Annotated in this window: 12 protein-coding genes; 7 read left to right on the top strand and 5 right to left on the bottom strand. The window is 71.9% G+C overall.

Annotation, left to right across the window (positions count from 1 at the left end):
- Nucleotides 1-36: 36 nt before the first annotated feature.
- Complete coding sequence (locus AB0N14_RS35730) at nt 37-1626, bottom strand: MFS transporter (protein ID WP_366029863.1); 1590 nt, start codon at nt 1624-1626, stop codon at nt 37-39.
- A 264-nt stretch (nt 1627-1890) separates the two neighbouring features.
- Between AB0N14_RS35730 and panB the strand changes: the two genes are divergently transcribed.
- The 3 genes from panB (at nt 1891) to AB0N14_RS35715 (ending at nt 4955) form a co-directional block, all read left to right on the top strand.
- The gene (panB, locus tag AB0N14_RS35725; RefSeq protein ID WP_366029862.1) at nt 1891-2778 is read left to right on the top strand and encodes a 3-methyl-2-oxobutanoate hydroxymethyltransferase; all 888 of its coding nucleotides are present in this window, start codon (nt 1891-1893) and stop codon (nt 2776-2778) included.
- Between the two features lie 345 nt (nt 2779-3123).
- Entirely contained in the window at nt 3124-4149 is a 1026-nt protein-coding gene (locus tag AB0N14_RS35720) for an ATP-binding cassette domain-containing protein (protein WP_366029861.1), read from the top strand.
- The gene (locus tag AB0N14_RS35715; RefSeq protein ID WP_366029860.1) at nt 4146-4955 is read left to right on the top strand and encodes an ABC transporter permease; all 810 of its coding nucleotides are present in this window, start codon (nt 4146-4148) and stop codon (nt 4953-4955) included. The genes AB0N14_RS35720 and AB0N14_RS35715 overlap by 4 nt, the downstream gene beginning before the upstream one ends.
- A gap of 28 nt (nt 4956-4983) precedes the next feature.
- Here AB0N14_RS35715 and AB0N14_RS35710 read toward each other — a convergent pair whose 3' ends face one another.
- A complete protein-coding gene (locus AB0N14_RS35710) occupies nt 4984-8268 on the bottom strand; it encodes a BTAD domain-containing putative transcriptional regulator (protein ID WP_366029859.1) in 3285 nt (1094 codons plus the stop codon).
- A 145-nt stretch (nt 8269-8413) separates the two neighbouring features.
- Between AB0N14_RS35710 and AB0N14_RS35705 the strand changes: the two genes are divergently transcribed.
- On the top strand, nt 8414-9214 hold the full coding sequence (locus tag AB0N14_RS35705; protein WP_366029858.1) for a site-2 protease family protein: 801 nt from the start codon (nt 8414-8416) through the stop codon (nt 9212-9214).
- Here AB0N14_RS35705 and AB0N14_RS35700 read toward each other — a convergent pair.
- Entirely contained in the window at nt 9204-9398 is a 195-nt protein-coding gene (locus AB0N14_RS35700; protein ID WP_263229588.1) for a hypothetical protein, read from the bottom strand. The two genes, AB0N14_RS35705 and AB0N14_RS35700, sit on opposite strands and share 11 nt — an antisense overlap.
- A 66-nt stretch (nt 9399-9464) precedes the next feature.
- The gene (npdG, locus tag AB0N14_RS35695) at nt 9465-10169 is read right to left on the bottom strand and encodes an NADPH-dependent F420 reductase (RefSeq protein ID WP_366029857.1); all 705 of its coding nucleotides are present in this window, start codon (nt 10167-10169) and stop codon (nt 9465-9467) included.
- Nucleotides 10170-10373: 204 nt separating this feature from the next.
- Here npdG and AB0N14_RS35690 point away from each other — a divergent pair, with 204 nt between their 5' ends.
- Complete coding sequence (locus AB0N14_RS35690) at nt 10374-10976, top strand: hypothetical protein (protein WP_366029856.1); 603 nt, start codon at nt 10374-10376, stop codon at nt 10974-10976.
- 221 nt (nt 10977-11197) lie between these two features.
- Here the strand turns inward: AB0N14_RS35690 and AB0N14_RS35685 are convergent, their stop codons facing one another.
- Complete coding sequence (locus AB0N14_RS35685; protein ID WP_366029855.1) at nt 11198-11428, bottom strand: hypothetical protein; 231 nt, start codon at nt 11426-11428, stop codon at nt 11198-11200.
- A 60-nt stretch (nt 11429-11488) separates the two neighbouring features.
- Here AB0N14_RS35685 and map point away from each other — a divergent pair, with 60 nt between their 5' ends.
- Nucleotides 11489-12346: a type I methionyl aminopeptidase gene (map, locus tag AB0N14_RS35680; RefSeq protein ID WP_366029854.1), complete on the top strand. Its 858-nt coding sequence runs from the start codon at nt 11489-11491 to the stop codon at nt 12344-12346.
- A 116-nt stretch (nt 12347-12462) separates the two neighbouring features.
- Nucleotides 12463-13131 (top strand): biliverdin-producing heme oxygenase, encoded by a 669-nt coding sequence (locus AB0N14_RS35675; protein WP_366029852.1) that lies wholly within the window; start codon nt 12463-12465, stop codon nt 13129-13131.
- The last annotated feature ends 90 nt before the right edge of the window (nt 13132-13221 follow it).

The following is a 13221-nucleotide window of genomic DNA, read 5'->3' as shown; positions in this document are numbered from 1 at the left end:
GCACCCGGCCGCCCGAGTGCCCGTCTCGACGTACCGTCAGTGATCGGCCGCGACCAGCTCCGGTTCCTCGGTGCCGGTCCGCGCGGCCGCCTTCCCGGGCAGGAACAGCGCGACCACCACGGCGCCGAGCACCGCCACGCCCGCGCCCCACAGCGCGGTGACGTGCATGGCGTGCAGGAACGCGTCGTTGGCCGGGGAGACGAGCGCCCTGCCCTTCGGGCCGAGCTTGGAGGCGACGCCGAGGGTCGCCTCGATGGACTCGCCCGCGGTGTGCCGTACGCCTGCCGGCAGGAACGTCAGCTTGTCCTGGATGCCGTCGCGGTACGACGTCGACAGGACCGAGCCGAGCACCGCGATGCCGAGCGCGCCGCCGACCTGACGGAAGGTGTTGCTGAGCGCGGACGCGGAGCCGGCCTTCTCGCGGGGAAGGGCCTGCATTATCACGACGCTGGTCGGGGTCATGATGTGCGCCATCCCGGTGCCCATCAGGAAGAACAGGACCTCGAGGATCCAGATGGGCGTGTCCGCCGTCAGGGCGGCGAACGCGGCGAGCATCGCGGCGATGATGAGCATGCCCGCGGTGGTGGTGGCCTTGTTGCCGAACCGGTCGACCAGCAGCCGGGCACGCGGCGCGAAGATCAGCTGTGCGGCGGCCAGCGGCAGCAACAGCAGACCGGCCTGCAGCGGCGAGTAGCCGCGCACGCTCTGGGTGTAGAAGACGGAGAAGAAGGTCACGCCCATCAGCGCGAAGAAGACAAGGGAGATCGCGGTGATGGCTGAGGAGAAGGCCTTGTTCTTGAAGTAGCCGACGTCGATGGACGGGTGGTCGCTGCGCTTCTCGAACACGACGAAGAGCGCGAGGACGGCGAGACCGGCCAGTATGGTCCCGATCACCTTGGTGTCGGTGAAGTCGGCGAGCTGGCCGCCCTTGATGATGCCGTAGACGAGCAGGACCAGGCCGACGACGGACAGCACGACGCCGATGGGGTCGAGGCGTCCGGGGTTGGGGTCGCGGGAGTCGGGGACCAGCCAGATCATCAGAGCGAGCGCCAGGATCACGATCGGCACGTTGATCAGGAAGACGGAGCCCCACCAGAAGTGGTCGAGCAGCACCCCGCCGGTGATCGGCCCTATGGCGATGGCGAGGCCGACGCCGCCGGCCCAGATGCCGATGGCCTTGGGCTGCTCGTCGCGCTCGAAGACGTTCATGAGGACGGCGAGCGTGGCCGGCATCACGAAGGCCGCGCCGAGGGCCATGAGGGCGCGGAACGCAATCAGCTGATCGGGTGAACCGGACTCCGCGGCGAGCGCCGACCCCGCGCCGAACACCACGAGACCGGCCAGCAGCGCCTTCTTCCGGCCCAGACGGTCGCCCAGCAGCCCCGCGGTGAACAGCAGCCCGGCGAAGACGAGCGTGTAGGCGTTGATGGCCCACTCCAGCTCGCTCTGGGTGGCGCCGAGGCCGATCGGCGCGGGTGTGGAGATCGTCTTGATGGCGACGTTCAGGATGGAGTTGTCGAGCACCACGATCAGCAGGCTGAGCATCAACGCGCCGAGGATGGCCCACCGGCGCCGGTGCACGGCATCGGGCACCCGCCGTTCGACAGGGGCAGCAGGGGTAGTCATATGAGCGAGCCTAGGCGACTTCCGATACGGAACCGTCTCGTATCGGAAGTCTTTACGGACTCCTTAAGAAGAGACCCGGGTCACGTGTCGAACGGCCCAATCCGGGAGACGCGGGCTCTGCTCCCGAAGGTGAGCCGCCACCTGTCCCACGGCCCGGGCCGAGGCCCGCCCCCTGCCCTAGCCGTGCGTGGCACGAGGTGCCACCATGGGGGTGGTCCGGGGACGCCGTCAGGGCGCCTCGAGATGACAGAAGGAGCCGTTGCGATGACGCAGCTTCCGGCTGCCCAGGGGCAGCACGCTCAGGGCACGCTCAGGTCCTCCGACAGCAGCAAGGCGCTGTACGGAGGGAAGAGCACCCGCCGTATCACCGTCCGCGACATCACCGCCGCCAAGGAGCGCGGTGAGAAGTGGCCCATGCTCACCGCCTACGACGCGATGACCGCGTCCGTGTTCGACGAGGCCGGCATCCCGGTGATGCTCGTCGGCGACTCGGCGGGCAACTGCCACCTGGGGTACGAGACGACCGTGCCCGTCACCCTCGACGAGATGACCATGCTCTCCGCCGCCGTCGTACGGGGCACCCGGCGCGCCCTGATCGTCGGCGACCTGCCCTTCGGCTCGTACCAGGAGGGCCCGGTGCAGGCGCTGCGCTCGGCCACCCGGCTGGTGAAGGAGGCCGGGGTCGGCGCGGTGAAGCTGGAGGGCGGCGAGCGCTCGCACCGCCAGATCGAGCTGCTGGTGGAGTCCGGCATCCCGGTCATGGCGCACATCGGCCTCACGCCGCAGTCCGTGAACGCCATGGGGTACCGCGTGCAGGGCCGCGGCGAGGAGGCGGCCGCGCAACTGCTGCGGGACGCCAAGGCGGTGCAGGACGCGGGTGCGTTCGCGGTGGTCCTGGAGCTGGTCCCGGCGGAGCTGGCGGCCGAGGTGACGCGGGTGCTGCACATTCCGACGGTCGGCATCGGCGCCGGTCCGGACACGGACGCGCAGGTGCTCGTGTGGACGGACATGCTCGGGCTGACCGGGGGCCGGGTGCCGAAGTTCGTGAAGAAGTACGCGGATCTGCGACAGGTGATGGGCGACGCGGCGAGGGCGTTCGCCGAGGACGTGGTGGGCGGGACGTTCCCGCTCGAGGAGCACTCGGTCCACTGACGTTCGCGGAGCGTCCACACGGCGAAGCCCCACAATGCCACCACCCCGCGCCCCTTCAGGTGGCGCGCAGCAGCCCGCCGATCATCCCCCGTCGGCGGGCTGCCGCCTTTGCGCCTAAACCGGCGCCGCTCTCGCGGACCTGGTTGCTCGACCCGTTTTGCGCCTAAACCGGCGCCGCTCTCGCGGACCTGGTAGCTCGCCGTCGTGGTTCCTCAATTGATGGTTGCGGTGTTCGTCGGAGAGTTTTCGGTGCTGTCGGCGGCCAGGGGTGAGCTGTCAGCGATGCGTCGGCGGCTGTAGGTGCGCTGTCGGTCGTTTGTCGGTGGGACCTGACACCTTCGTGGCATGACGCGAATCGACAACACCCCGAACGACGCCGCACCGGACGCGGCCGTCACCGTGCGGGGGCTGGTCAAGCACTACGGTGAGACCAAGGCGCTGGACGGCGTCGACCTCGATGTGCGCGAGGGCACCGTCCTCGGCGTGCTGGGGCCGAACGGTGCCGGCAAGACCACCCTCGTGCGCTGCCTGTCCACCCTGATCACCCCGGACGCCGGCCACGCCGTCGTCGCCGGCTACGACGTCGTACGGCAGCCGCGGCAGACGCGCCGCGTGATAGGCCTCACCGGCCAGTACGCCTCGGTGGACGAGAAGCTGTCCGGTTTCGAGAACCTGTACATGATCGGCCGGCTCCTCGACCTGTCCCGCAAGGAGGCCCGCGCCCGGGCCGACGGGCTGCTGGAGCGGTTCTCGCTCACCGAGGCCGCGAAGCGACCGGCGTCCACGTACTCCGGCGGTATGCGCCGGCGCCTGGACCTGGCCGCCTCGATGATCGGGCACCCGGCGGTGCTCTACCTTGACGAGCCGACCACCGGCCTCGACCCGCGCACCCGGAACGAGGTGTGGACCGAGGTCAAGCGGATGGTCGCCGAGGGCGCGACCGTGCTGCTCACCACCCAGTACATGGAGGAGGCCGAGCAGCTCGCCTCGGAGCTGACCGTCATCGACCGCGGCAAGGTCATCGCGGGCGGCCGCATCGACGAGCTGAAGGCCAAGGTCGGCGGCCGTACGCTGCGCGTCCGCCCGGCCGACCCGGCGGAGCTGCGCCCGACGGCCACGGCACTCGACGAGTTCGGCCTCACCGGTCCCGGCAGCGCGACCGTGGACACCGAGACCGGCACCGTCCTCGTTCCGATCCTCAGCGACGAGCAGCTGACCGCGGTGGTCGGCGCGCTCACCGCCCGCGGCATCACGCTCGCCGGCATCTCCACCGAACTGCCCAGCCTCGACGAGGTGTTCCTGTCCCTCACCGGCCACAAGGCCGGTGCCCCGCAGGACGCCTCCCCCACCCGTGAGGAGGTCGCCGCATGAGCGCCGCCACTATCTTTCCGCCGGTCCCCGAAGGCCGTATCGGACTGCGCGCGAACCTGCGCCACATCGGTGCCCTGGTCCGCCGCAACCTGTTGTGGATCCGGCAGGACCCGGAGTCGATGTTCGACGCGATCCTGTTCCCGATCATCTTCTGCCTGCTGTTCGTGTTCGTCTTCGGCGGCGCGATCGCGGGCACCCACAACCGGCACGCGTACGTCAACTACGTGGTCCCCGGCCTGATGGCGATGATGGGTATGAACATCGCGCAGGGCGTCGGCACCGGATTCAACGAGGACTTCCACAAGGGCGTGATGGACCGCTTCCGGTCCCTGCCGATCAGTCGCGCCTCCGTCCTGGTCGCGAAGATCACGGTGGAGCTAGGGCGGATGCTGTTCGCCACGGCGGTTCTGCTCGCGGTGGGCTTCATGCTCGGACTGTCGGTGTCGAACGTCCCGGGCCTCTTCGCGGCGATCGGACTGTCGGTCCTCTTCGGGTTCGGAGTGATGTGGATCTTCCTGACCCTGGGCGTGGTGCTGAAGAGCGCCCAGGCCGTCCAAGGGATGGGGTTTCTCGTGCTGATGCCGCTGCAGTTCGGTTCGTCGATCTTCGCCCCGACCAACACCATGCCGGGCTGGCTGCAGGCGTTCACCGACTACAACCCGCTGTCGACGCTCGCGGACGCCGCCCGGGGCCTGATGAACGGGGGTCCGGTCGCCCACAGCGTGCTGATGACCCTCGCCTGGTCGGCCGTCCTCACACTGGTCATGGCGCCGATCGCCATCCGCAAGTTCAACAACAAGAGCTGACACCCGGCCCGAGCACGGCCGGTCCGCGTCACACGAGGGCGGCGGCCTCCTCCAGAGTGAGGCAGGCGCCCTCCGCGTACGCGGCCTCGTAGGCCGGGTCGCCCAGCGCGGCCCGGGTGCCCGCCTCGGCCCTGGCGCGTGCCTCGAGCTCCGCGGGTGCCCGGACGTGGCCGGGCGGCAGCAGCCCGTCGGCGGCGGCCACGCACCGGGCCGCGTCCCCGGCGCGACGCCCGCCGTCCACGCCGGCGAGCGCGATCGCCGCGGTCACCAGATGCACGGAGGCCATGTGCGGCGCGATCATCAGGCTCATGCGGTCCCCGGCCCGCGCGAGCCCCGTGCGCACCTTGACGAGAGCCTCCTCGTACCGCTCCTCGACGGTGTCCAGCCATGCGTCGATGCCGATCACGAGCCCCTCGAAGACCGGAAAGGTGATGGCCTGGAACTCCTCCCGCACCGCCCGCAGCTGCTCGCGCGCCTCGGCCACGCGGTCGGTACGGCCGAGCCACATCGCCAGGAACAGCCGCGCGGCCGGCAGCGCGTCGTGCGCCACGCCCCGGTGGTCTTCGAGCACCTCGCGCAGCAGCCGTTCACCCCGCTCGGCGTCCCCCGCGTCCAGCAGCACGCTGCCGAGGCGGGCGCCGAGCACAGCCATCTGGGAGCGGGCGCCGAGCTGTTCGGCGTAACGCCGCGCGGCCTCGTAGTCGGCTGCGGCGAGCAGGTAGTCACCGCGGCGTTCGTTGGCCTCGCCACGGGCGGACAGGGCCTCGGCCGCGCCCCAGGCGTCGCCGAGGCGGATGAAGATCTCCAGCGCCTCGTCCGCGTCCTGGGTCGCGTCGCCCGTCCAGTCGGTGCGGTTGGAGAGGAGGTTGGCGCGCACCTGCAGGGTCTGGGCCAGCTCCCAGGCGTGGCCGAGTGCACGGCAGGTGCGCACGGCCTCGTCCATGACCACGCGGACGCGGTCCATGTCGGCGGTGAGCAGGACGGCGAAGAACCACAGGAAACCGGGCACCCGGCAGGTCTGCGGCTGCCCGGGGCGGTAGGTCTCGCTGATGATCCGCAGCTTCGCCTTGGCCTCGGGTGTCTCCCACGCCTGGATGTCCATGTCCATGCAGGCGAGGTGGACGAGATGTGCGTCGCGGCGGGCCTCGTCGAGGACCTCGGGGCGCATCGGCGGCGGGGTGTCGATGGGCCTGTCCAGCAGGTCCGGCACCGGACGCGCGGGCGAGGTGAACGGGTCGGGGCCGAGCGCCATGACGGCGGTCGACCAGGTGCGGGCCTCGGTGCGCAGGTCCCGCATCTGCCAGTACCAGCACAACGAGAGCAGCAGGCACAGCGCCTCCTGCTCGTCGCGGGCGGCGACGGCGCGGCGCAGGGCCGTGCGCAGGTTCTCGTACTCCAGCTGGAGCCGCTCGACCGCCGCAGGTTGCCGCGAGGAGCGCAGCAACGGGTCGGTGGTGCGGGCCAGTTCGCGGTAGTACGTGAGGTGGGCGCGCTCGGTGCCGGGGCGTTCGCCGGACTCCTCGAGCCGTTCCCCTGCGTACTCGGCGACCGTCTCGAGAAGCCGGTAGCGCATCGCGCCGTCGCCCGAAGGGCCGGCCACGACGAGGGACTTGTCGACGAGCGAGCCGAGTGCCTCCAGGGCGGCGGGCCCGCACACGGCCTCGGCGGCGGTCAGGTCGCAGCCGCCGGAGAAGACGGACAGCCGGCGCAGCACCGCGCGTTCCTCCTCGTCGAGGAGGTCCCAGGACCAGTCGACGACGGCCCGCAGCGTCTGCTGGCGGGGCAGCACGGTGCGGCTGCCGGAGGTCAGCAGCCGGAAGCGGTCGTCGAGCCGGTCGGCGATCTGGCGCGGGGTGAGCATGCGGAGGCGGGCGGCCGCCAGTTCGATGGCGAGGGGCAGCCCGTCGAGGCGGCGGCAGATCTCGGCGGCGGCCTCGGGATCGTCCTCGACGCGGAAGCCGGGCCGGGCGGCGGCGCCGCGGTCGGCGAGCAGTTCCAGCGCGTACGGCTGCGGCAGCGGTTCGACGGGGCGCAGCACCTCTCCGGGGACGCCGAGGGGTTCCCGGCTGGTGGCGAGGACCGTCAGGCCGGGGCAGCGTTCGAGCAGGTGCGCGACGAGGTGGGCGGCGGCGTCCACGACGTGCTCGCAGTTGTCGAGGATGAGCAGCATGCGGCGCCGGGCGCAGTGCTCGGCGAGCCGGACGAGGGGGTCGTCGTGCCGGTCGGCGACGGCACGCATCTCCTCGGCGCCGGCGCCGCGCAGCACGGTCTCGCGCGCGCCGACGGCGGTGAGCACGGCCTCGGGCACGGCCTCGGGGTCGTCGACGGGCGCGAGTTCGGCCAGCCACACGCCGTCCCGCAGTTCGTGCGCCACGGTCTCGGCGGCCTCCTGGGACAGCCGCGTCTTTCCGGCGCCACCGGGCCCGAGCAGGGTGACGAACCGGGCGTGGGCGAGATCACCGCGAAGGGCGTCGATGTCGGCCTCGCGCCCGACGAAGGAGGTGAGCCGGGCGCGGAGGTTGCCGGGAGGTGGGGGCGCGGCGCGGGTGCCCCCGTGGGACGGCATCGCGGTGGACGCGGTGCCGGGGGCACGCAGCAACTCCTCGTGGAGCGCGCGCAGTTCGGGCCCCGGGTCGGAGCCCAGCCGGTCAGCCAGCAGTTGCCGTACGTCCTCGTAGGCGGCCAGGGCCTGAGCCTGGCGGCCCGCGTCGCGCAGGGCGCGCAGGCGCAGCGCCTGCAGGGGCTCGTCCAGGGGGTGGAGGTCGCACAGGGCGGTCAGCTCGGGCAGGTGCTGCTCGCCGTGGCCGAGGGCGAGCCCGGCGGTGAGGCGGGCGCGGCGCGCGTCGAGGCGGCGGGCGTCCCAGCGGGCGGCCTCGGCGGTGCGGTCCGGCAGGTCGGCGAGGGCGGGGCCGCGCCACAGGGCGAGGGCGTCGTCCAGCACGACCGCCGCCTTCGCGGAGTCGCCGTCGGCCAGTGCGCGCAGGCCCTCCCCGGCGAGCCGTTCGAACCGGTGCAGGTCGACGTCGTCCTGCGCGGCGGCCAGCCGGTAGCCGCCGTCCACGGACTCCACGGCGTCCGCACCGAGCGCCCGGCGCAGTCGCCCGACCAGCGCCTGCAGGGCGCCGGGGGCGTCGGCGGGCGGGTCGCCGTCCCACACCTCGTCGACGAGCAGGGCGGCCGGCACGGCCCGGCCGGCCCGCAGCGCGAGCACGGTCAGCAAGGCACGCAGCCGCGCCCCGCCGACGGGCAGGGGCGTGCCGTCGGGGCGGAGTGCCTGGGTGGTACCGAGAAGGCGATAGCGCACGGGATTCATTCTCTCCGCCACCGTGACCGGCGGTCACGGGGTTTCCGCGTGGCGCGGCGCGGGCACCGGAACTCGACCCCTCCGGCGAGACGTTTTCCCGCTGCGCCCGGTACGGTCGGGCCGTCGCCGTATGTGTACGAGTTCAGGGAGACCCATGACCACCGCCGCCGCCCGGCGCAGTGACCGCAGGATCAGTCCCGTGTTCGTCGGGATTCTGGCCGTGACGGCGGTCGCCGGCTGGGCCACCTGGAGCGGGTTCGCCGAGCAGCCCGGCGTCGCCGTGTTCCTGTTCGTGACGGCCGCCTGGGTGGTCTCCCTGTGCCTGCACGAGTACGCGCACGCCCGCACCGCCCTGCACAGCGGCGACATCTCGGTCGGCGCGAAGGGCTACCTTACGCTGAACCCGCTGAAGTACACGCACGCCCTGCTGAGCATCGTGCTGCCGGTGGTCTTCGTGATCATGGGCGGGATCGGTCTGCCGGGCGGCGCGGTGTTCATCGAGCGGGGCCGTATCCGGGGCCGCTGGCGGCACAGCCTGGTCTCGGCGGCGGGCCCGCTGACGAACGTGGTGTTCGCGGCGCTCCTCACGGCCCCGTTCTGGCTGGGCGCGCTGGACGGGGTGCCGCGGGACTTCCGGTTCGCCCTGGCCTTCCTGGCCCTGCTGGAAGTCTCGGCGACGATCCTGAACTTCCTGCCGGTGCCCGGCCTGGACGGCTACGGCATTCTCGAGCCCTGGCTGCCGTACAGCGTCCGGCGCCAGGTGGAGCCGTTCGCGCCGTTCGGCCTGCTGTTCGTGTTCGCGCTGCTGTGGGTGCCGTCGGTCAACAACGCGTTCTTCGACGTGATCGACACCATCCTCAGCGGCCTGGGCATCGGCGACTTCGACCGGTACTGCGGTCAGGAGCTGTACCGCTTCTGGCAGGGCACCAACGAGTTCTGCACGGTCAGCCCGTGACGGACTTCGTCCCGTCCGACCGGCCCGCGCGGCCGCGCTTGAAGTAGTACCAGGTCATGTTGGACGACACGCCCGCGAGCAGGATCCACACGATGCCGAGCCAGCTGCCCTGGACGAAGGAGACGACGGCCGCGGCCACGGAGAGGACGCAGACGGCGAGGGCGTAGAGGGCGAGGCGGGGCATGGGTTCGGCTCTCCTGTCGGGGGACACTGCTCGGAACTGCTTCGCCGACCAGTGTCCCCCATAGGGTCATACGTCCGTGATCCGGAGACCGGCGTGTGCCTTGTACCGCCGGTTGACGGAGATCAGGTTCGCCACCAGCGACTCCACCTGGTGGGCGCCTCGCAGCCGGCCCGCGAAGATGCCGCGCATGCCGGGGATGCGTCCGGCCAGCGCCTGCACGATCTCCACATCGGTCCGCTCCTCGCCGAGGACCATGACGTCCGTGTCGATCTGCTCGACCTCCGGGTCCTCCAGGAGGACGGCGGACAGGTGGTGGAAGGCGGCGGTGACCCGCGACTCGGGCAGCAGGGCGGCGGCCTGCTCGGCGGCGCTGCCCTCCTCCGGCTTCAGCGCGTAGGCGCCCTTCTTGTCGAAGCCGAGCGGGTTGACACAGTCGACGACGAGCTTGCCGGCCAGCTCCTCGCGCAGCGACTGAAGCAGCGGGCCGTGGCCCTCCCACGGCACGGCGACGATCACGATGTCGCTGCGCCGCGCGGTCTCGGCGTTGTCGGCTCCCTCGATGCCGTGGCCGATCTCCTGTGCGGCGTTCTGCGCGCGCTCCGCGGCACGGGAGCCGATGATCACCTTCTGGCCGGCCCGGGCGAGCCGGTAGGCGAGGCCCTTGCCCTGCGGCCCGGTGCCGCCGAGCACGCCGACGACGTAGCCGGAGACGTCGGGGAGGTCCCAGGGGTCCTTGGCGGGGGCCTTGGGTGCACTGTCGGTAGAGGTCATGGGCCGACTCTACGTGCGCCCCGGCCGGCCGCGCCGCTCAGGTGAGGGCCGTCCCGGGATCCGGCGGAAGGTGCCCCTCCGCAGGGGTGGTGGCGGTGGGCGGTGGTGCTTCTGTGGCCGGTGGTCCTGATCCGTCCCCGGGTCGGGGGAATTCAGGCGGAAGTCCCGCTCCCCCCGGGGCCGTTTGCGGCAGGATGCCTGCGTATGGACGCCGTACGGGTCGCCTTGCTGCGGGAAGTGCTCGCCGGGACCGAGTGGCCGGTCGCCACGCGGCGGTTCGCGGGGACGCTGCGCGGGTCCGTGGTGTCGCACGGGGGCGGGCTGCTGCTCGTCGGCACTCAGGAGTACGAGCCGTGGCACCTGGCGGCGCACCTGGTCGACGAGGCGGCCTGGTCCGGGACGCCGGAACTGTCCCCGACACTGGTGCGGCACGCGGCGCGGGCCTCGGATCCGGCGCACCTGGCGGTGGGGCTGGGGCGGCTGTCGGCGGCGCGGCGCGGGGAGACACTGCTGGTGGTGTCGCCCGCCGCGCCGGGGGCGGGGCTGCTGGAGCGGGTCCACGACGCGCGGCGGGCCGGGGCGACGGTGCTGGCGCTGGACGCCGGGGACCGGGGCCTGACGGCTCTGGCACACGAGTCGCTGACGGTGCCCGAGGAGACGGATCTGGACCTGGACACGGTGCAGCACCTGGTGAGCGCGGCGGCCGGGGAGAACCGGCTGCCGGCTCCGCGGGGCCGCCGCCGCTTCCGGGACCGTCTGTCCCGGCTGGCGGACCAGCTGACGGAGCCGCCGCCGGCGCGGTGGTAGCCGCCGGGAGATCCGGTTGCCCCGGGCGCCGGGCCGGTGGGCACCCGCCCGCCCGGAAGGGCGGGTGGGTCGGGGGCCTCCTGTCTCCGCCGAGCAGCGGCGGAGGCGGTGCGTGAGCCCTCGGTTCAGTCCTCCACCCGCTCCGCGCGAGCCCGGTTCAGTCCTCCACCCGCTCCGCGAGCCCCCGGCTCAGTCCCCCTCCCGCTCCACGAGCCCCCGGCTCAGTCCCCCTCCCGCTCCGCCGGAGGCGCGTCGTGCCAGCGCGGGTCCGTCTCCCACTCGACGTTCCGCTCCCGTGCCGTCTCCATCGCGTGTTCCGCCTCCTGGCGGGACGCGTACGGGCCGAAACGGTCCTTCGCCGGGCACTCCGGTCCCTCCTCGACCTTCTGGTGGACCAGGCAGAAGTACCACTCGCCCTGCTTGCCGACCGTACGCTTCCTGAACAGCGCCATCGCAGGAGCTCCTTTCACCACGGCCATGGTCCCGCACGGCCGCTGGATAGACTCGCTGGCATGTCTGGCCAGTCGCTGCTCGTACCAGGAGAGCTGTCTCCCACCCGTTCCGTGCCCGGAAACATCCGCCGCCCCGAATACGTCGGCAAACCGGCGCCGACCCCGTACACCGGGCCCGAGGTGCAGACCCCCGAGACCGTCGAGGCGATGCGCGTCGCCGGGCGGATCGCGGCGCGGGCGATGGCCGAGGCGGCGAAGATCATCGCCCCGGGCGTCACCACGGACGAGCTGGACCGCGTCGCGCACGAGTACATGTGCGACCACGGCGCCTATCCCTCCACCCTGGGCTACCGCGGGTTCCCCAAGTCGCTGTGCACCTCCGTCAACGAGGTCATCTGCCACGGCATCCCGGACTCCACGGTCCTGCGCGACGGCGACATCATCAACCTCGACGTGACGGCGTACATCGGCGGCGTCCACGGCGACACCAACGGCACCTACCTGGTCGGCGACGTGGACGAGGAGTCCCGGCTGCTCGTCGAGCGCACCCGCGAGTCCCTCGACCGTGCCATCAAGGCCGTCAGGCCCGGCCGTCAGATCAACGTCATCGGCCGCGTCATCGAGTCGTACGCGAAGCGGTTCGGGTACGGGGTCGTGCGGGACTTCACCGGTCACGGGATCAACTCGTCGTTCCACTCCGGGCTGATCATCCCGCACTACGACAGCCCGCACGCGACCACGGTGATGCAGCCCGGCATGACCTTCACCATCGAGCCCATGCTCACCCTCGGCACGCACGAGTACGACATGTGGGACGACGGGTGGACGGTCGTCACGAAGGACCGCGAGCGGACCGCACAGTTCGAGCACACGCTGGTCGTCACGGAGGCGGGCGCGAAGATCCTCACGCTGCCGTAGCCACGCCGCACCCCAGGAGCCCGCTCTGTCCACAGAGCGGGCTCTTTCGCGTGGGTCGGGAGCGGATCGCGGGTAGGATTTTTGCCGACAGGATGTCGGCAAAGCTCGGAGGCCCCATGAACACCCCGGAGACGGCCGGCACGGCCTTCTCGGCGCTCATCCGCGCCGCGTCACAGGACGAGCACCGCGAGGCGAACACCTCCGGGTTCATCACCGGCCTGCTCGGCGGCAGGCTCGGCGTGGACGCGTACACGCGGTACACGGAGCAGCTGTGGTTCGTGTACGAGGCCCTGGAGTCCGCCGCCGCCCGGCTGGGGGGCGACCCGGTGGCCGCGCCGTTCGTGCGGCCGGAGCTGTTCCGGATGACCGCGCTGGAGCGGGACCTGGCGCATCTGCGCGGGCCCGAGTGGCGGGCGCACCTGACGGCGCTGCCCGCGACGCGGACGTACGCGAACCGGGTGCGGGAGTGCGCCGAGCAATGGCCCGGCGGATACGTCGCCCATCACTACACCCGCTACATGGGCGACCTCGCCGGCGGCCAGATCATCCGCGACATGGCGGAGAGGACGTGGGGCTTCACCCGGAAGGGTGACGGGGTCCGGTTCTATGTGTTCGACGGGATCCCCAACCCGGCGGCGTTCAAGAGGACGTACCGGGCACTCCTGGACGGCATCCGGGTCGACGACCTGGAGAAGCAGCGGGTGATCGCCGAGTGCCGGCGGGCGTACACACTCAACACGGCGGTCTTCCGGGCTCTGGGCGAGGAGTTCCCACTGAGCGCCTAGTACTCCAGCCGGAGATGTGATCTTTATGGCTGCTGGGTGGCTTGGCGTTGGTAGTGGCTGCGGCGGGCTCGGGCCTGGTGGCGTCGGCGC

The sequence above is a fragment of the Streptomyces sp. NPDC051104 genome, from assembly GCF_040682835.1.
GTDB classification, from domain to species: Bacteria; Actinomycetota; Actinomycetes; order Streptomycetales; family Streptomycetaceae; genus Streptomyces; species Streptomyces cynarae.
Note: the sequence above shows the minus strand (reverse complement) of the source record. Positions and strands in the feature narration are given on the sequence as shown.

What these genes read in the sequence shown, in the direction of transcription:
- AB0N14_RS35730 (WP_366029863.1), bottom strand. Translation starts at nt 1,626, where the DNA reads ATGACTACCCCTGCTGCCCCTGTCGAACGGCGGGTGCCCGATGCCGTG.
- panB (WP_366029862.1), top strand. Translation starts at nt 1,891, where the DNA reads ATGACGCAGCTTCCGGCTGCCCAGGGGCAGCACGCTCAGGGCACGCTC.
- AB0N14_RS35720 (WP_366029861.1), top strand. Translation starts at nt 3,124, where the DNA reads ATGACGCGAATCGACAACACCCCGAACGACGCCGCACCGGACGCGGCC.
- AB0N14_RS35715 (WP_366029860.1), top strand. Translation starts at nt 4,146, where the DNA reads ATGAGCGCCGCCACTATCTTTCCGCCGGTCCCCGAAGGCCGTATCGGA.
- AB0N14_RS35710 (WP_366029859.1), bottom strand. Translation starts at nt 8,268, where the DNA reads ATGAATCCCGTGCGCTATCGCCTTCTCGGTACCACCCAGGCACTCCGC.
- AB0N14_RS35705 (WP_366029858.1), top strand. Translation starts at nt 8,414, where the DNA reads ATGACCACCGCCGCCGCCCGGCGCAGTGACCGCAGGATCAGTCCCGTG.
- AB0N14_RS35700 (WP_263229588.1), bottom strand. Translation starts at nt 9,398, where the DNA reads ATGCCCCGCCTCGCCCTCTACGCCCTCGCCGTCTGCGTCCTCTCCGTG.
- npdG (WP_366029857.1), bottom strand. Translation starts at nt 10,169, where the DNA reads ATGACCTCTACCGACAGTGCACCCAAGGCCCCCGCCAAGGACCCCTGG.
- AB0N14_RS35690 (WP_366029856.1), top strand. Translation starts at nt 10,374, where the DNA reads ATGGACGCCGTACGGGTCGCCTTGCTGCGGGAAGTGCTCGCCGGGACC.
- AB0N14_RS35685 (WP_366029855.1), bottom strand. Translation starts at nt 11,428, where the DNA reads ATGGCGCTGTTCAGGAAGCGTACGGTCGGCAAGCAGGGCGAGTGGTAC.
- map (WP_366029854.1), top strand. Translation starts at nt 11,489, where the DNA reads ATGTCTGGCCAGTCGCTGCTCGTACCAGGAGAGCTGTCTCCCACCCGT.
- AB0N14_RS35675 (WP_366029852.1), top strand. Translation starts at nt 12,463, where the DNA reads ATGAACACCCCGGAGACGGCCGGCACGGCCTTCTCGGCGCTCATCCGC.